Genomic DNA, 17,368 nt, shown 5'->3' on the forward strand with positions numbered 1-17,368 from the left:
ATGTATGAAAGCTTCTGGCTGTCTGACTGCCGGGTATTATGATCGGTTTACTCGGTTAAACGCCGAGTGTCGCCCCACCGTCGACGCGCAGATCATGCATCGTCACATGGCCGGCGCGGTCAGACACGAGGAATCGTACTGCGTCAGCAATATCTTCTGGGGTTGCGAGCTTTCTAAGCGGGATGCCGATGCGATATGACGGCAACGAGCCGTCCAGCGTCGCCTGCTTGCCCTGCTCATCCTGCCACATGCCTCGCAGCATGGGCGTGTCGGTCGAGCCTGGCGAGACGATGTTGCAGCGAATGCCGTACTCAGCGAGCTCCAGCGCCAGGCACTTCGTCAGCATCGTCACCGCTGCTTTGGTCGTCGCGTAGGCGCCCATGCCCATGCGGGGTACGGCGGCGGCGTTCGACGACACCGTGACGATGGCGCCCCGGCGGCGCGGAATCATCCGCGTGCCGACCGCACGCGAGAGATGGAACACGCCGCTGACGTTTACGGCGAGCAGCTCATTCCAGTCCTCGTCGGCGTACGAGGAGAGCGCCCCCATGCGCAGCACACCGGCTGCATGGACGAGAATGTCGATGGGACCGAGTTCCGCCTCGACCCGCTCCACGACCTGCGGCACAGCCGCATGGTCTTTGAGATTCAAGGGGTACGCCTTCACAAGCGCACCCTGCCCTACCATCTCGCCGCATAACCGCTGAAGCGGCTCCGCTTGCTTGTCGACAGCGGCGACGGTCGCTCCCTGCGCGCTGAGCGCGCGGACGACGGCTTCGCCGATACCTTGAGCGGCGCCGGTAACCAGCGCGACTCGGCCTTCCAATTCGTTCGTCATTCGCTCATCACATCCCCTCATACCAATCGAAGCATGCGGCTGATTAACGCCGGCAGCACCGTGATGTGGCCCTCTCCCTCAAACTCATGAAGCTTCACGCGCAGCTTCTCCGCAGGAATTTGCGACAACTGGTCATACAGCTCGGTCGTGTTTTCGCTCATATTGCTCGGATGATTCCGCTCCAGTTCCGCAAAGGTCATGAAGAGCGTCAACGGCGTGTGGAGGTTCGGAAGACTCGCCTGGAACTTCTCCTCCTGTTCCTGCAGCAGCGCCTTGTTCCAATGCACGGAGGGACTGCCGGCGATATAGGTCTGAAAGCTTTCCGGTCTTGTAAAAAGTGTCTGCAACACGAACAACCCGCCGAGCGAATGACCGAAAATCGCCTGCCGACTCCGGTTAATCGGATAATCACGCTCGATGCGCGGTTTGAGCGTTTCTTCAATTAACGTCCGCAGCGCATCCGCGCCGCCGACCTCGGGACGAGGTTGCTCCTTGTTCCGCACCGGCAATGCGTCCAGCACTTCCTGCGGCGTCGGCATCGTAAAATCGTAGAACCGGGTCGAATCGAACGGCTGGTTCGTGGGATACCCGATGCCGACGATCACGGCGGGGTGAACGCCTGTTTTGTCCGGGACGCGGGACTGAACCCGTATCGTCTCTACCGTGGTTGCAAACGTTGCGTTGCCGTCTAGCAGATAAATGACCGGAAATCCCTCCGGCGGCGCCTCCTGCATCGGTCTCGCCACATAAATGTGGTACGGTCGCTCGCGCACCGGCGTGTGAAGCAGAAACTGCTCCGTATTTGGCATGTAAAAAGCATCCCGGGCCGCCCCCTCCGAGGCAGTCTGTGCGGAAATGGGGTATGTCATGGTGGTGATTGCTCCTTTCATGTCATGGTGACTGTGAAACTCGTGTCGGGTTCCTCACCCATCCGCCGATGTCTGCTAAGTTGTCAGCCACGTCGATGGACAGGATCGTTGCTCAGTTCAATGAACCGGCAGCAATTCATCTCGAAACAATTGATAATGATTCTCATTATTGATTATAGGAGAATTAGTTAACAGCTTCCATGAACGATTTCCACATTATCGGATGGACGAAATACAGATTTTGGGGTGAAAATAAAAGACCGAACGTATGCATACAGCCATACGCTCGGTCTTTTATTCATCTAGTTAATAGTCGGACACAGGAATCGGATGCTTGTAATATTCCCGTGCCTGGATTGTAAGCTTAGGCATTCAGCTCCCTTGTGTCAAGAACATGCGAAGTAACTGGGTCCTGTTTCCAATTCCGAGTTTTTCATATACCGACTTAAGATGCTTCTTGACGGTTACTTCCGCTATGAATAGATTCGCCGCGATTTCCGCATTCGATTTCCCCTGTGTGACGAGTTGCACAATCTCTTTTTCCCTCGGCGTTAGCAGCTCCGTAAAACTCGGCTCTTTCGGCGCCGTTGATTGGGTGTAGGACAGTGACGTTTCGCCGACTGCCTGTGTGGGCTCCTGCATTCCGCTTTTTTGCAGCAGGTCCTCTAGCAACAACTCAAGCTTATTTCCTCTGGTGTCTAGCACGTAGGTTGATGTCGGCGTCACACCGTCATAATAACAGTGTTTGACGTCGGGAACCTCCTGAAAGCCCATGTCCAGGTGCGGCTGGATAAACAACGGATCGGGCGGAGGGGAAGCAATCAAGAAGCCGCCGGAAATCATAAATGAGAACAATAAAGAGATGGCTTCCATCGTAAGCGTCGCATCCTCCGAGTTGGCAATATCGATGATCCGAATAAACCATCCAGCTGGCCGATGGGCAGGTACAAGGAAATGCTCATAGTCAGATGAAGTAAGGCTTGTGAAATACGGCGATGCCAAAGGGTCTTCCAGCAGGTAAGGCATTGTTGCAGCATGAATCGGGAAAATCACCGATAATCCTACGATCTCGCCTTCATTCGTCCGAAGCAGTTTTACAATATCATGACCTAGTTCGAGATAATTCCAAAGATTTATTGAGTCTAGTTTGGATAAATCGTAACGAACGTCCATTTTCTGTTCGATGATCCGGTTGGATACGGGATCAATTTCGGTTCTAACAACAGGATGAGCCTCGGCATACCTGCGCGCTATGTATCGATCCCCCTCTCTCACATTATCCTTCGTAAGGAGGTCCCAATAATATTGACCTTTGGCAGAAGGCGAGAGAATCCAGCGAATAGTGGCATTGCCGATGTACCAAAAAAGTTCTCCTAACTCCCACGAGCCGCTTCCGTCTCGGGAAGCCTGATTAATGCGTGTCTTATAATAAGACGCACAGCGTACGAGCAAGCTCCTGTAGCGTGAAGGGGAGCGTTCCTTTAACATTTTGCACACTGCATCCCTCATCAGATCGTGAAGCATCCAGCCTCGAGCCGCTTTGCGGACGAACGATAGTCGGCATAGCCCCGTAAACATTTCGGATGATATTGCCCCGTCACTTATGAAAGACAAAGATTCCTGATCAAATTTGCGCAGAACAGACGCAGACTCGACCCACTGTCGAATGTCCGGATCAGGAACTTCGCGAAACCAAAGCTCTACAAGTTGATCGAACCAGTCCTCCCCGCCGGAGTCCTCCCAATCAGCAGCGTCTCCGGAAAATGCCGAGACTGACAAAGATAAGGCCAGCGGATGTCCTTTCGTAAGTGACCACATTTTCTTCTGCTGTTCCAATGAGGAAATTCCACATTTGCGTAGATAGGCAAAAGACTTCTGTCGATCGAAAGAGCCGAGGGGAATTCGTTTGACCCGCTCTCTCCACGCCGGGGACAATTGCCACTGCCCTTTTAATGGGGTGCGGCCGGCGATAACAACCAAGACCTGATTCGGAAGCCACTGGATCAGATGTTCCCGCAGCCACGTATCAAGGTCATCCATTTCTTCATAAGTATCGAAAGCGATGGTCACCCGGGTTCTCTGCGCAAGCTCTTGTATGGTCTGTAAAAAGGACTCCGTCAAATTGCATTCGCCCTTACTTGGCGTCGACAAGAGGGCCTCACATTGCTGCAGCAGTCTTTTATAAAGCTCGTCATGAGTATGATGGAAATCACGGCTATCTACATAAAGAAAAACGCAATCCTGCTGTATAGACATTCTTCGCATGGTATCCAGCAGGGTACTTTTGCCCACGCCACCAGTACCAAATACATTCCAAATGTTTTTATCATCGGGCGTTCCACTTGTTAAAAAACGGAGATATTGCTCGGTCTCACTGTCACGGCCGATAAGAAAGTCATTCTCTTTTTGTTGAACACGGCTCAACAGATCACTCATCTTCGTCCCTGCCTCAGAAGGTAATAGGATTCCAATCCAACTTAAGTATATACCGTATTATCCCTAAGGATAATACCCGGCTGGAAAGAATTTCGGTATAGTTGCCGTATCGACGACAAGATCATAAGAGAGAATTGGCAGTGATTCTTTCCTGAATTTTCCCAGAAAACTTCCCGATGCACATAGGAAACGCTGCTCTCCACACTGGGAATACAGCTTTGTTATGCTTATCGTAATCAAACAACGGAGGAATGATTAGCATGTTGAAAAAAAATCAAAACATTCGCAACGTGATCATCAGTTCGGTTCTGGCCGGATCGTTGGCATTCTCAGGAATTGCCTTCGCATTTGGAGAAACGGCGCCAAGTGGCGTATCCATTCAGGAGTTCAGCCTGCTCGACACGGCTTCAGACGTTGTCGGCGCTGCGGATTTCACGCCAGAGGGCAACAAGGACGGACATTTCAAGCTGAAACTCAGTTTGGCTGAAAAAAAGACAATCAAATCTGTCGTCCTTCGCTCGACGGATGCTTATGGCAAGGACAATTATCAAGGCGTCTGGCGGACGAACCGCGTTACCACCGGATGGCTGCTAGGGATCGTGCAGGACAAAACCGTTACGACATCGTCGGGCACGACCCACGAAAGTGAAATCATTAACCCAGGTTTTCGCAAGGACGTGAACGAGCCTGTCGGCGAATTCAATGGCGAGCTTATCTTTGATTTGTATGCCAGCAACAATGGCACGATCAAGGAAACGCAATATTACGTACTCGAAATTGAGACACCGGAAGGTACGATCGTTTCGAAGCCGATCAAATACCAGAAGCCGATGATCGAAGGCAGCGCTTCATCTACCCCGGCGCCGTCAGCTCCGCCAGCGTCAACGCCAAGCCCGTCAACCCCGACACCGAAGCCGATTCCAACGCCAACCCCAGCCCCTGTGCCGGCTCCGGCGGAAGGGCCGACGATCCATGTATTTTTTGAGGGCAAGGAACTTTCATTTCCCGATGCCCAGCCCATACTGAAAGACGGATCGACACTTGTTCCTTTCCGCAAGCTGTTTGAAGCGCTCGGGTTTTCAGTGAAATGGGTGGATAGCGAACGTAAGGCCGTCGGCACAAAAGAAGGTTTGACAATCGAGCTAACCATAAATAGCAATATCGCGAAGGTCAATGATACTGGCGTCGAATTAGTCGCTCCAGCCCAGATCATTAACGGAAGCACTATGGTTCCCTTGCGCTTCGTAGCGGAAAACAGCGGATACGAGGTGTCTTACGAAAAAGAAGGCGATGTTGCAACAATCCGGATCAACGAGCCAACGCAGCAGCCTAAGCCAACACCAAGCCCGACACCGACACCGAATCCGACACCAACCCCTACACCGAAGCCAACGCCTAATCCGGCTCCCGAACCGGCCAAAGAATCCGCGGAGCCTTACGTTGTCAAAGGCTATGTTCGCGATGCGAACGGCAATCCCCTTGCCGGCGTCTCGATTTTTGCAGATAATACACTGCTCTACGATAGCAATATTTTGGGCGTGACTGATGAGGAGGGGCATTACCTGCTCGAACTGCCCGAGCTGGCAACAACATGGCGCATGGGCGGCAAATACACCACAACGTATAACAACAAAACGTTCAACTTCGACCTGGTTCCCGATGTGGATCAGCCGTTGGCAGGTAAAACCGGGGCTGTTCGAAATTTCACCTGGAAAAATGACAGCGGCAAAATTTATATTTACCCTTCATTCGCCGGCTTCGATGACAGCTTGCCGGAGTTCGATATGAATGATCTGGAAATCACGCTTACACCCGTAGGCCCATTGGTTGGTGGCAGCGCAGGCCAAACCATCGTTAAGCACGCCGGTCCTGTCGCGGGCGGAGCAGGTGTCGACAGCATCCCCATCGGCAAATATAAAGCGACAGCAAGATGGATGCCGGAAGGCCATGCACCGATCGCCATGCAGATTGGTGTGGCCAATGTCAGCAAAGAAACCTATGCCGATTCCGTCGAGTTTGATTTTAAACAAAGCCAATACTCGTCTGCCTACTTGGGCGAACTGAATGTAAGACTTAAGCCGTAGAGGTGATTAGCATGAGAACGTTTATTATTCGTTCGATGCTGCTGCTGGCCCTCGTTCTTCTGGTAGGCTGCGCGCAAGCTAAAGGATCCGCTGAGCTGGAGCAAAGAAGCGCAAGCCCGAAGCAGCAGCAAACGCAAAAGCAAGACCAAATCGAGCCTTATGTCGTCAAAGGGTATGTCCGGGATATGAACGGCAAGCCTCTTTCCGGCGTCTCCGTGTATGCGGATAACACGTTGCTCTACGACAGCAATATTCTGGGCGTGACGGATGAGAACGGACAGTACCTGCTCGAACTGCCCGAGCTGACGACAACATGGAGAGTGGGCGGCAAATATACCACGACCTATAACGGCAAAACGTTCAACTTCGACCTGGTTCCCGATGTGGATCAGCCATTGGCAGGAAAAACGGGAGCGGTTCGGAATTTCACCTGGAAAAATGACAGCGGCAAAATTTATATTTACCCTTCCTTCGGCGGCTTCGACGACAACATGCCGGAATTCAATATGATCGATCTGGAATTGACGCTCACCCCAGTCGGACCGCTGCTTGGCGGCGGGGAAGGCCAAACGATCGTGAAGCGCGCCGGTCCTGTCGTGGACGGAGCTGGTGTCGAGAGCATCCCCATTGGCAAATATAAAGCCACAGCCAAATGGATGCCTGAAGGGCATGATCCGATACCGATGCAGCTCTGTTTGAACATCTCCGGCAAATATGCCGATTCAGTCGATGTTGAATTCAACAAGAGCCAATACTCGTTCGCCTACTTGGGCGAGCTCAATGTGAAACCTGCGAAGTAAAATAAGAGATAACGTTAATCAGCCGTCGTCACTTATGCGAGGCGCTGCCAAACGCGCAAAAGCCAGCTCCCCAAGGAGCTGGCTTTCTGCCTTACACCTGCCGCTGCTTATTCCGATAGAGCAGCAGCACAAAATACGGTACGCCGATAATCGCGATGACGACGCCGACGGGCATTTCCATCGGCGCGAACACCGTTTTCGCGATGAAATCCGACATCATGACGAGCAGCGCGCCGATCAGGCCGCTCATCGGCAGCAGCTGCCGGTGCCCGTGCCCGACGAGCCGTCGGGCCATGTGCGGCGCCATGAGGCCGATGAAGCCGATGCCGCCGGACACCGAGACGCAGGCGCTGACGATGCCGATGGCGCTGAGCAGCAGCAGCGCCCGCTCTCTGTCGACCTCGGCGCCCAGGCCGCGGACGCTCGATTCGCTGAGCTGGAACACGTCCAGCATGCGGGTTCGCAGGAACAGCACCGGCGTCAGCAGGAGCAGCCAGGGCAGCATCGCCACGATATACGTCCAGTTTGCGTTATAAATACTGCCGGACACCCAGACGGCGACCGTCTCGAAATCTTTGGCGTTCATTTTCAGCGTAAGGAACACCGAGACGGCCGATAGGCCCGAGGCCATGGCGATACCGGTAAGCAGGAGCCGCTGCGCCTCCAGCCGCCCGTTGACGCGGGAGAAGAAATAGATGAGCAGCGCGGCGCCCAAGCCGCCCACAAGGCCAACGGCCGGACCCGCTAGAATCGCCGCCAAGGAGGTGCCTTTCATTTTACCCTGAAAAAAGAACAGGAAAATGACCATCGCCACGCCCGCCCCCGCGTTGATGCCGAGAATGCCGGGGTCCGCTAATGGATTGCGGGTCAGGCTCTGCACGACGGTGCCTGCCATGCCAAGTCCCGCGCCGACCAGCAAAGCAATAACGATGCGCGGCAGGCGAAACTCCAAAATGACCAGATCATAGTCGTGCTGAGGATTCATGCGCAGCAGTGTCTTCACAACGTCCCGCAGCGCCATATCGAAAGCGCCGTTTGTCAGCGATATGTAGGCCGTCGTCAGCAGCAACGCCACGCTTACGGTGACCGCCAGCGTAAACTTGACTCCTTTACCGATTGGACTCGCCCCCTCTCGTGCGAATGAGATAGAGGAAGAACGGCACGCCGAGCATGCCCGTCACGACACCGATCGGCATCTCGAAGGGATTGCCCAGATACCGGCTGGCCACGTCGCACAGCCCAAGAAACACCGCGCCGAGCACCGCCGAACAAGGAACGACCCACTTGTAGTCGATCCCGACCAGGAAGCGCGTAATATGCGGCACGATTAGGCCGACGAACCCGATTTTGCCCGCAATCGCCACCGAAATGCCGGTCAGCAGCACAACGCTTAACGTTGTTAATAGTTTAACCTGTGTCGTTTTCTGCCCAAGCGATACGGCCACTTCATCCCCCAAGGAGAAAATCGTCACCGATTTGGACAGCCAGATCGCCAGCGCAAGTCCCACAACGGCAAAAGGAACCGCCAGCCAGATCAGCTTAGGGTCCAATTGATGCAGGCGGGAGTTGTACCAGAAGGAGACATTTTGCGAGACTTGAAAATACATGGCTATCGCTGACGACACACTGCTAAGAAACGTGCCGATGAGCGTGCCGAGAATGGCCAGCCTTACGGGCGACATGCCGCCTGGCAGCAGCGAGGCAAGACCGAATACTATAACAATGGCCAGCGCCGAGCCGGCAAAAGAAGCCCCGATCATCGCCATCATGGACGAATACGGCGCGACAACCATCATGACAGTTACGGCAAAGGCCGAGCCGTCCGAGATGCCCATAATGGAAGGGGATGCCAGATCATTTCTGGTCATCCCCTGCATGAGTGCGCCCGATACCGCCAGGAAGGCGCCGACGAGCAGCGCTCCGATCACCCTGGGCAGTCTTGCGTGCCTAATAATCTGATGATCCACATTCCCCGAATCCCAGTGCATGAAGGCATCCGCGATTTGGCTGAACGAGATGTTTTTCGTTCCATAACTGATGGACAAGATCAACGTCAGCAGCACCGCAATAGGGGCTGCCGCAAGAATGATCGCGGGTAGTGCAGCGCTCCGTTTCATTCATCTACACTCACTTTGCTTGAACGATTTTCGAAGCGCTCAGTGCTTCCAGGAACTTGATTTTGCTGTAAGCTGTACCGCCTTGCAGCATGGGGTCTACGATGTTCGTGTACAATTGACCGTTCTTAACCGCGTTAATGTTTTTGAAAATCGGGTTGTTTTTCAGATCTTCAAACACTTTCGGCGTATCTTTGTTTTCGTCTTCAGCAAACTCAATGAACAGGTAATCCGGGTTCATTTCGGACAGCTTCTCAAGTGAAATTCCTGCTTGCGCTTTCGCCGCTTTGACTTCCTCCGGTACCGTCGCGCCAAGCTCTGCATACAAAGACGGGTTGAAGAAGACGTCTTGCGGATAAATGAACAAGGAACCGGAACGCACGCGAAGCGCAAGCACTTTCTTATTCTTCAGAACTGGACCGATCTTCTCTTTCAGCGCGGCGGAATCTTTCTTGTATTTGTCCAGCACTTCTTTCGCTTTCGCTTGTTTGCCCGTCAGCTCGCCGAGCAGCAGCAGGTTGTTCTCCCAGTCCGTCGCCAGGTGCGATACCGGAATCGTCAAGCCGACCTTGGTCAGCTTCTCATTCGTCTCTGCCGGGAACTTCGTGGAGCTCAGAATAACGTCAGGCTTCAATTTCAAAATCGTTTCCAAATTCGGCTGCGTTTTCTCGCCGATCCCTTCTGCTTTATCCGTAATCGGAGCGAACACGGCAGGGAATTTACCGCTTACCGTCAAGGCGCCGACAGGTTTCACGTCGAGGAGCAGCGCATCTTCGAGCGACTCGACTGCGCCTGTAATAACGACTTTGTCAACTTTGGCAGGGACTGTGTAGTCTTTGCCTACATATTTAATCGTGTGAGGTCCAGTCGATGCTGCAGGTGTCGATGCTGCCGTTGCCGCCGGTGTCGCAGCTGCCTTCTCCGGCGCTGCCGTCCCCGATGTTGTTTCCGATTTGGCGCCGCATGCCGTCATGGCCAAAAGGGCTAAGGCAGTCATGCCGACCGTTACCAATGTTCTCATTTTACTTGTTTCCCCTCTCCATCCGTTACGAATGATAATCATTCTCATCGAATTATAAAAGAACTTGCCCCTAGATGACATGGACAATAGTCGGATTTTATCATGTACGATTTTCACATAGCCGCTCGTACACCTCTTGCACCATCCGCTCGATCGCATGCGCCGAATACTCTCTCCACGGGTCCGACGATATCTGGTACACACGCCCTCTGCGCACCGCCTTGACATCCTGCCACACCTCGGTCGTGCGCAAATGCTCCCAATGATTGAGCGTCACGGACTCTTGACGGATGTTCAGCAAAATATGATCGGCGTCAAGCAGGGTCAGCTCCTCCAGCGAAATGCATTGATTGCTGCCGTACGCAGCTGCTCCAGTCGGCGCTTCCAGCGCCAAATCTGTGAATACGTCCCGCATCCCAATGGATGGGAATAGGAAGAAGCGGTCATTGAACAGGCTGACGATAAGCACGGTTTCGCCTTGGAGCACCTCGTGCAGACGCTCACGTACCAGCTGCAGCTTGTGGTTGTAGCGCTCCAGCCACACGCTCGCTTCTTCGGAAGCGCCAACGATCCCGGCGATCGCCATCAGCTGATCCCGCCAATGATGCTCGTATAACGGCACCACGTGAACGGGTGCGAGCCGCGTGAGGCGCTCTTTTTCCAAAGGCTGCAGCTGATCGGTCGAAATGATGCAGTCCATCTGCGCCTGCTCCAGCACGTCCACATTGGCTTCCCAGTCCTCGTTGAAGCGGTAGCCGCTCAGGTGCAGCGGGATATCGTGACGGTACCTTGTGTAGTAGTACGCCGTCCATTTGGGGTGAAGCGGCGCGGCGTATGGCATAATTTTGAGCGCCAGCAGCTGTCCAAGCACCGTCGCGCTGTAGGCGACGATTTTTTGCCTCCGGTTTTTCAGATACACCGTGGGGGAAACGCCGACTTCCTTTTTAAACATCCGGCTAAAATAAAACTCATCATTATACCCGACCTGATAGGCAATATCCTTGAGTCGCACCCCTTCTTGGAGCATAAGCTGCTTGGCCCTATTGACGCGGACCTCGGTCAAGTAGTCGATGGCGGTTTTGCCGTACGTTTTTTTGAAAAGAGAGACGTAGTACTTCGGAGAAATCTCCGCCATGCGGGCGAGCTGTTCGATCGTGATGCTCTCGGTGTAATGCGACGCCATGTAACTGCGGGTGCGGTCCATCGCGGCGCGGGAATCGTATTTGCCCTCATGCCGGGTGTGGTGGAGAATCCAGGACATAAGCTCTTGAAAATACGCCTGCCCCCGGAATCGCTCCAAAGCCATCTCGCTGCGGCTGCAGCTGCACAGGTGATCGGTTAGTTGAATCAGCATATTATTCCCTTTGATGCCGACCTCACCCTGCAGCGGAAAGGTGTGCCGGTCTTCCGCCACATCTTCATCCCACTGCACATCGAAGGTGATCAAGTACGCCTCCAGCTTCGTTCGCGGCTCCTGACTGAAGCCGATCGTTTGACCGGGTGAGACAAAACGCACAGCCTCGGGGTACAGCCGATGCGTGCTCAGATCGAGTGTTATGTGCCCCTCGCCCTGCCGAACCACGATGAGCCCATGCGCATATAAAAGCTGCGGCTTGAAATGCTCCTGTTGGAGCGCCCGCGCCGTTCGGAATTTGAGCCAAAGATGATCGAGACTCAGGAAAGCCTCCTCTTGCTTCTCGGTGAAAGTCACAGGCAAGGTGGTGAACCTCCCTCTCTTTTTATGAAAATGATAATCATTATCATTATAAAATCTAACATAGACAAAGAAGACCTGTCAACAATTGTCAGGCCTTTAGTTGGGTCAGGATGGTTTCGGCCGTTACCTGCTCGGCGCCGTTCCAAACAGCTTGGGGCTTGCAGCAGACCGTGAAGCTGTAACCGAGATCGAGGGACGGCTCGCGGAGCTGCCAAGTGCCGCCTTCCACGTCGACGAAACCTAGACCGTCGCTTGAGATGGCAGGCACGACGGAAAAGCTGTGCAGCGGCAGCGACAAGCCTTTGCCGACGGCTTTGATGCAGCTTTCTTTGGCGGTCCACAGCTGAAAAAAGCGATGCTGCCGCTCTTCAGGGTGCGCCGGCTCCTCGAGGAACCGTACCTCCGCCTCGGTGAAAAACGAATGCGCGATTTTGGGATCGAACGGCGCGTGTTTTTCTACGTCGACACCGACGGGAAGCTCGTCTGTCAGACAGACGACCCAGCGGCCGGAGTGCGACACGTTGAAGTGCAAGCCGACATCCGTCGCCAGCTGCGGCTTGCCGTAGGCGTTCGTGACGAACGCAATGCTGCGGTTCGCGATGCCGAGCTGGTTGCACACAATGCTGCGCAGCAGCAGCTCCGCCCACAGCCCGCGCTGCCGGTCCTCCTCCCGGCGAAAACGCAGCAGCTTCGCGCGCTTCTCTTCGGTGAGAAACTGCCAGCCTGCATCCGATGCAGAAGCTGGCAGGGCGTCCACCGATAGCATCCATAGCTTCGCGATGGGAAGCACCTCCTTGGGATAGATTGACCTCTATCCCAATTCGTGCCCGAACCGTGGAATCCTGCTGAGGGGGAGTGGATGCAGTGAGGGGGCTTGGGCGAGAAAATAGCTTGGTTGGCCCGGGGAGTGGCTCAGGCGGGAAAGTAGCTTGATTGGCCCGGGAGTGACTTGGGCGTGAAAGTAGCTTGTTTTGTGTGGGGAGTGACTTAGGCGGCAAAGTAGCTTGTTTTGTGCGGGGAGTGGCTCAGGCGAGAAAGTAGCTTGTTCGGGCGCACTCCCTCCCACTTCACGGCTGGCGGCGCTCGTTAAGAGGGGTTCACCACCCTTATTTGGCCGGATTTGACGATCTGCATGGAAATAAGAGGGGCTAACCACCTCTATTTTCAGCGAATCCCCGTTTTTTCAGGCCCACAGCGCTCGTTAAGAGGGGTTCACCACCCTTATTGGGCCGGATTTGCCGATTTGCATGGAAATAAGAGGGGTTTACCACCTCTATTGCGCTAGGGTTCACGCCGGTTCCGGCTATCTCCAGGCCGAAGCTGCAGCAAGGGCACCGGCGCCTCCGTTAGGCCCGCGGCACGCCAAAAAGCCGCTCCCACACCCAGGAGCGGCTTCCATGCGCTTTTACTCGCCTGCTTCAAAAAAACGAATCGCACGCTCTAGCTGCGCGCTGGCCTCGCTGTTCGGCGACAGCGGCTTGTTGCCGCGGATGGCCTGCACGACGTGGTTCAGCAAGTTTTCCGGCATGTCTACATCGGCGGAATTTGCTGTCATCGCGACGACCAGTTCCAGGTCCGGCACGTAGAAGATGCGGCGCCCGCCCGAGCCCGACGCATAATGCACGTCTATCGGCTTGCGGCTGCCTCTCACCAGGCCAGGCGCCAGCGGCTTGGACCACCAATAGTACCCGTAACCGCCTTGGGTGCCGTTGCTATAATTGAGGAACACCCGCTTCGTTACCGCGGTGCGAATCCAGGCCTCGGGAACGATCGTCTGACCGGCCCACTGGCCATTTTTCAAAAACAGGTACCCCAGCTTCGCCATATCGCCCAGCGTCAAAGCAAGCGCCCAGGCACCGATCGTCCGCCCTTGCGGATCGTCATTCCAGCTGACCTGCGTGATGCCCAGCGGTTGGAAGAGCCGCTTTTTCGCAAAGTCCAACATGCTCTCCCCGGTCGCCAACTGCAGAACAACCGAGATCAGATGCGCATCCCCGTTGCTGTAGTTAAACACGTTCCCCGGCTCATGCAGCCCCGGCCGATTCAAAATATAGTCCACCCAATTGTCCGAATGCATCATCTCGGTGGAGGATTGTTCATTCACGTTATCCCAGTCAAGCCCTGAGGTCATGTTCAGGAGGTGTTTCAAACGAATCTTGGATTTGAGCGGGTCCTGCTCCAGTTGCGGGAAGAAGGATGCGAGCCGTTGTTCCGGGCTTTTCAAATGGCCTTCCGCCAGCGCGATGCCGAACAGTGCGGACACGATGCTTTTGGTGACAGACTTCATATCCTGTACAGCATGCGCACTAACATGAGACTCATAAGCCTCCGCGACTAGCACGCCGTTCCGAACCACCGCTACGCTATGCACGCCTTGGTTGTGAAACACTTCAAAAGTTTTGGCGAGTGTTGCTGAGAATAGACCTTGTGCCTCAGGCGTTGATGACGGCCATCCGTTCGTTGGCCAGTCGATAGATGGATGTGCCGTTCCGTTCCCATTTCTGCTGGCTGGCTTTATTGTTAGTGTCAACGCTCATCGACCTTTCCGGCTAAGTTTTTACTTGTCGCATGAATTGTACATGACATTTGTGAAGCAAATATGCCGCAAACCTTAATAAAACCTTAAAATTAACTGAACATTGGCTGAAATCCCGAATGGGAACCGCTCTTATGGTACAATGGAAGAAATTTTTTTGAACCGGGGGATTGAGATGCGGAAACTGCTATTTTTCATCGGGCCTGCGGGTGCAGGCAAAACGACCCTCGCAGCCGCTTGGGCGCGGCGCTATGGCGGGGCTTTTTTGGACATGGATACGTTACTGCGCCCTGCAGCCGAAGCCATCATGACACTTGCGGGGCAAGACCCGACCGACCGGGACTCCCCTTTTTATAAAAAACACTGCCGGGATCTCGGCTACCGGATCACGATGGACGCCGCGCTGGAGAACCTGAAGCTTGGCCTGGATGCGCTGGTGATTGGGCCTTTTACCCGGGAATCCGAAGACCGGCTGTGGCTGGAGCGCGAATTGGCGCGAATCGGGGCAGACACGGAAAGTGTGCAAGTGCGCGTGCTTTTTGTGCATTTGCCAGACGAGGCGGCCTATTATGAACGGATTCGGGCCAGAGGCTCGGCGCTGGATGTGTGGAAGCTGGACAATTGGGCGCAGTTTCGCCCGTCGCTTGCACACCGAACGATCAAATGGGAGCTCGACCCCGCCCATGTCTGCTATTGGGATAATTCGGCGCCTTTGTCGGAGGAGCGACTTGCGGAGCTGGCAGCTTTTATCCTGGGCGAAGAGCCTTCGGGTCTGTAGAATGAAACGTGGAACCTTTGAAATGAAGCGACGGCAAAAAAAGAAAACCACAAGCGAGAGGTTAGTTTCGTTTGTGGTTTCTCGTCTTTATTTTAATTCAAAAAATAATACATCAGCTATAATTGTAAGAATCGCAACGTCTCCCTCATATAGAACAACGAACTTTACCCCACCTATGATGGGTTCGGTCGTGAGAATGTCATTATAATTTGGCACAAAATTCTCCGGGTCTATCTTAAATGATTTCACCCTTTGAAAATTTAGTTTAACATCAACCATCTCTGGCTCATTTTCAGTGTATCCGGCCTGTTTCCAATTGCACAACTCTAGTTCTAAAGTCAGCTTGCCTTCAACAATTGAAAATACATATCCCTTAACTAAACTGTCATGAAGTTGATAATTCTCAATAAATTCTTTGGTTTTCATATCATTCAGACCCTTCATTTGGCAGTACATGGGATGGCTTCGAACCTTTAACTACTGGGTTACCATTCTTATCTAAATAGTAATCTAGTCTACCCGTTTTATTTGGATTATCAATGTGATAATGATCCTTGCCCTCAAATCCCGGTGCCCCTTCTTTACCAGGGTCAAACCTAACTCCGCTCGTCATCCTCCATCCAGACCATATGCTCTCCGGAAACATAGGCTCGTGCATCTGGCCCTTCTACAGAGCTTGGCTCATCGCTAGCCTTGTAGTACACTTCCCCTAACGCATGGGCTGGAAAAGCCATAAAGCTCATCCAGGCTATCGACATGACTAACATAATTTTTAATAACGGCTGATGTAACGTTTTATTTCCCATGTGTTCTTCTTTCCTTTCTTAAGCCTCCGGCTTTCCCCATCTGAATCGCATTTTTTGGCAACAAAAAAACAAGCCCCTATAGGTAACCCGGCGATCGTCTCATGAAGGTGCGCCTCATGACTTAGACCCGTGGCTTTGCGTCTCCGCCTTTCGACGGATTTGCCTTTGTTCATTATTGCTTGTTCCTAGGCGATTCTACTTATTCGTGCTAGTCTGATAGACCTTACATTTCCCTATATTAATCCACGAAATTCCATTTTCCAACAATTTTCAGCATAAAAAAGGAAGGTAGGTATCAGAAACAGCCCTCTCCGGTCGCTTGACCAGCTAGCTGGGCTGAGCCCCGAAACAATCAATTAGAAAACATTTGAATTGTTTAATTAATTAAATGGTTATACAATAGAACTATCTAACTTCACGGAATGAGGTCTGCACCCCTAATGCAAATTGACGTCTCTACGAAAAATATGGCGTTTCTCGAATGCTTTTCCTCGGAAACGCGCGTGAAAATGATTGAACTCCTGAGCGAGGAGCCGCTCAATATCAAGCAGCTGTCCCAGCGTCTCGACATTTCGTCGGCGATCGTGACGAAGCACGTGCAAAAGCTGGAGCAAGCGGGCATCCTCCGCGCCGAGAATGTGACCGGCATCCGCGGCACGCAAAAGATTTGCTACCTGCAAATGGACCAAGCTGTGCTGCAATTCCGCGCGAAAAAGGCCCATGAGCTGCCTACGACGTCCATCGCCATCCCCGTGGGCCAATACGCCGCGTACGATGTGCAGCCGACCTGCGGCCTGGCATCGGCCTCGCAGTTGATCGGCGTGCTGGACGATCCGCGGTATTTTGCCGATCCGCAGCATGTGCAGGCAGGCATTCTCTGGTTCGGGAGCGGTTATGTGGAATACCGCATCCCGAACTTCCTGCACAGCAACCAGCGCCTCCGCTCCCTCGAAATTTCGTTCGAAATTTGCTCCGAGGCGCCGGGGTTTAACGAGAATTGGCCTTCGGACATCTCGTTTTCTTTGAACGACAAGCCGGTGGGCATGTGGACGTGCCCCGGCGATTTCGGCAAGCAGCGCGGCGTGCTGACGCCGGAGTGGTGGGGCGCCGGCAACACGCAGCACGGCCTGCTCAAGATCATCACCGTGAACAGCCAAGGCTCGTTCCTCGACGGCACACCCCTGTCCTCCTTCACGACGGAGGACCTCGCGATGTCCTTCTCGCAGGACATCCGCTTCCGCATTGCCTCGCCGGCAACCGCCGACAATCCAGGGGGCGTTACCCTCTTCGGCAAGGCGTTCGGCAACTACGCGCAGGACATCGTCGTGACAATGTATGCTGAGAAGTAAATCGCTTTACAATTCAAATT

General features: G+C 53.7%; 15 protein-coding genes and 1 riboswitch. Of the genes, 4 read left to right on the forward strand and 11 right to left on the reverse strand.

The window, feature by feature from the left end; genetic code table 11:
* Window positions 1-55: 55 nt before the first annotated feature.
* From EJQ19_RS22860 to EJQ19_RS32245, 3 genes are all read right to left on the reverse strand, one after another.
* Window positions 56-859, reverse strand: coding sequence for a 2,3-dihydro-2,3-dihydroxybenzoate dehydrogenase (locus tag EJQ19_RS22860; protein ID WP_420901696.1), 804 nt, complete (start codon window positions 857-859; stop codon window positions 56-58).
* Window positions 856-1,707: an alpha/beta hydrolase gene (locus EJQ19_RS22865; protein ID WP_126143557.1), complete on the reverse strand. Its 852-nt coding sequence runs from the start codon at window positions 1,705-1,707 to the stop codon at window positions 856-858. Before EJQ19_RS22865 ends, EJQ19_RS22860 begins: the two co-directional genes overlap by 4 nt.
* Window positions 1,708-2,079: 372 nt before the next feature.
* Window positions 2,080-4,143 carry a LuxR C-terminal-related transcriptional regulator gene (locus tag EJQ19_RS32245; RefSeq protein ID WP_206438471.1) on the reverse strand — a complete coding sequence of 688 codons (2,064 nt, stop codon included), beginning with the start codon at window positions 4,141-4,143 and terminating at the stop codon, window positions 2,080-2,082.
* Window positions 4,144-4,403: 260 nt separating this feature from the next.
* Between EJQ19_RS32245 and EJQ19_RS22875 the strand changes: the two genes are divergently transcribed.
* Both EJQ19_RS22875 and EJQ19_RS22880 read left to right on the forward strand, forming a co-directional pair.
* Window positions 4,404-6,227, forward strand: a complete 1,824-nt coding sequence (locus EJQ19_RS22875; protein WP_241243046.1) for a stalk domain-containing protein — start codon at window positions 4,404-4,406, stop codon at window positions 6,225-6,227.
* 11 nt (window positions 6,228-6,238) lie between these two features.
* Complete coding sequence (locus EJQ19_RS22880) at window positions 6,239-7,027, forward strand: Ig-like domain-containing protein (protein ID WP_241243047.1); 789 nt, start codon at window positions 6,239-6,241, stop codon at window positions 7,025-7,027.
* 91 nt (window positions 7,028-7,118) lie between these two features.
* On the opposite strand, the gene EJQ19_RS22885 is transcribed toward EJQ19_RS22880, so the two are convergent.
* The 6 genes from EJQ19_RS22885 to EJQ19_RS22910 all read right to left on the reverse strand — a co-directional run bounded on the left by EJQ19_RS22885 (window position 7,119) and on the right by EJQ19_RS22910 (window position 14,409).
* Window positions 7,119-8,144 (reverse strand): FecCD family ABC transporter permease, encoded by a 1,026-nt coding sequence (locus EJQ19_RS22885; protein ID WP_126143558.1) that lies wholly within the window; start codon window positions 8,142-8,144, stop codon window positions 7,119-7,121.
* Complete coding sequence (locus tag EJQ19_RS22890) at window positions 8,137-9,144, reverse strand: FecCD family ABC transporter permease (RefSeq protein WP_126143559.1); 1,008 nt, start codon at window positions 9,142-9,144, stop codon at window positions 8,137-8,139. Before EJQ19_RS22890 ends, EJQ19_RS22885 begins: the two co-directional genes overlap by 8 nt.
* Window positions 9,145-9,154: 10 nt before the next feature.
* Complete coding sequence (locus tag EJQ19_RS22895) at window positions 9,155-10,162, reverse strand: ABC transporter substrate-binding protein (protein WP_126143560.1); 1,008 nt, start codon at window positions 10,160-10,162, stop codon at window positions 9,155-9,157.
* Window positions 10,163-10,262: 100 nt separating this feature from the next.
* A complete protein-coding gene (locus EJQ19_RS22900; RefSeq protein WP_241243052.1) occupies window positions 10,263-11,873 on the reverse strand; it encodes an AraC family transcriptional regulator in 1,611 nt (536 codons plus the stop codon).
* A gap of 94 nt (window positions 11,874-11,967) precedes the next feature.
* Window positions 11,968-12,636, reverse strand: a complete 669-nt coding sequence (locus EJQ19_RS22905; protein ID WP_164716677.1) for a 4'-phosphopantetheinyl transferase family protein — start codon at window positions 12,634-12,636, stop codon at window positions 11,968-11,970.
* Window positions 12,637-13,284: 648 nt separating this feature from the next.
* Window positions 13,285-14,409: a serine hydrolase domain-containing protein gene (locus EJQ19_RS22910; RefSeq protein ID WP_126143563.1), complete on the reverse strand. Its 1,125-nt coding sequence runs from the start codon at window positions 14,407-14,409 to the stop codon at window positions 13,285-13,287.
* 181 nt (window positions 14,410-14,590) lie between these two features.
* On the opposite strand from EJQ19_RS22910, the gene EJQ19_RS22915 reads away from it, so the two are divergent.
* On the forward strand, window positions 14,591-15,193 hold the full coding sequence (locus tag EJQ19_RS22915) for a P-loop nucleotide/nucleoside kinase family protein (protein ID WP_126143564.1): 603 nt from the start codon (window positions 14,591-14,593) through the stop codon (window positions 15,191-15,193).
* An 87-nt stretch (window positions 15,194-15,280) separates the two neighbouring features.
* Here EJQ19_RS22915 and EJQ19_RS22920 read toward each other — a convergent pair whose 3' ends face one another.
* Together EJQ19_RS22920 and EJQ19_RS22930 are read right to left on the reverse strand one after the other, a co-directional pair.
* A complete protein-coding gene (locus EJQ19_RS22920; protein ID WP_126143565.1) occupies window positions 15,281-15,619 on the reverse strand; it encodes a hypothetical protein in 339 nt (112 codons plus the stop codon).
* A gap of 170 nt (window positions 15,620-15,789) precedes the next feature.
* Window positions 15,790-15,999, reverse strand: coding sequence for a hypothetical protein (locus EJQ19_RS22930; RefSeq protein ID WP_126143567.1), 210 nt, complete (start codon window positions 15,997-15,999; stop codon window positions 15,790-15,792).
* 78 nt (window positions 16,000-16,077) lie between these two features.
* A riboswitch (cyclic di-GMP riboswitch) is annotated at window positions 16,078-16,173 on the reverse strand.
* A gap of 266 nt (window positions 16,174-16,439) precedes the next feature.
* Between EJQ19_RS22930 and EJQ19_RS22935 the strand changes: the two genes are divergently transcribed.
* Window positions 16,440-17,348 carry an ArsR/SmtB family transcription factor gene (locus EJQ19_RS22935; RefSeq protein WP_126143568.1) on the forward strand — a complete coding sequence of 303 codons (909 nt, stop codon included), beginning with the start codon at window positions 16,440-16,442 and terminating at the stop codon, window positions 17,346-17,348.
* Window positions 17,349-17,368 lie beyond the last annotated feature (20 nt).

The organism is Paenibacillus whitsoniae (assembly GCF_003955665.1).
GTDB classification, from domain to species: Bacteria; Bacillota; Bacilli; order Paenibacillales; family NBRC-103111; genus Paenibacillus_E; species Paenibacillus_E whitsoniae.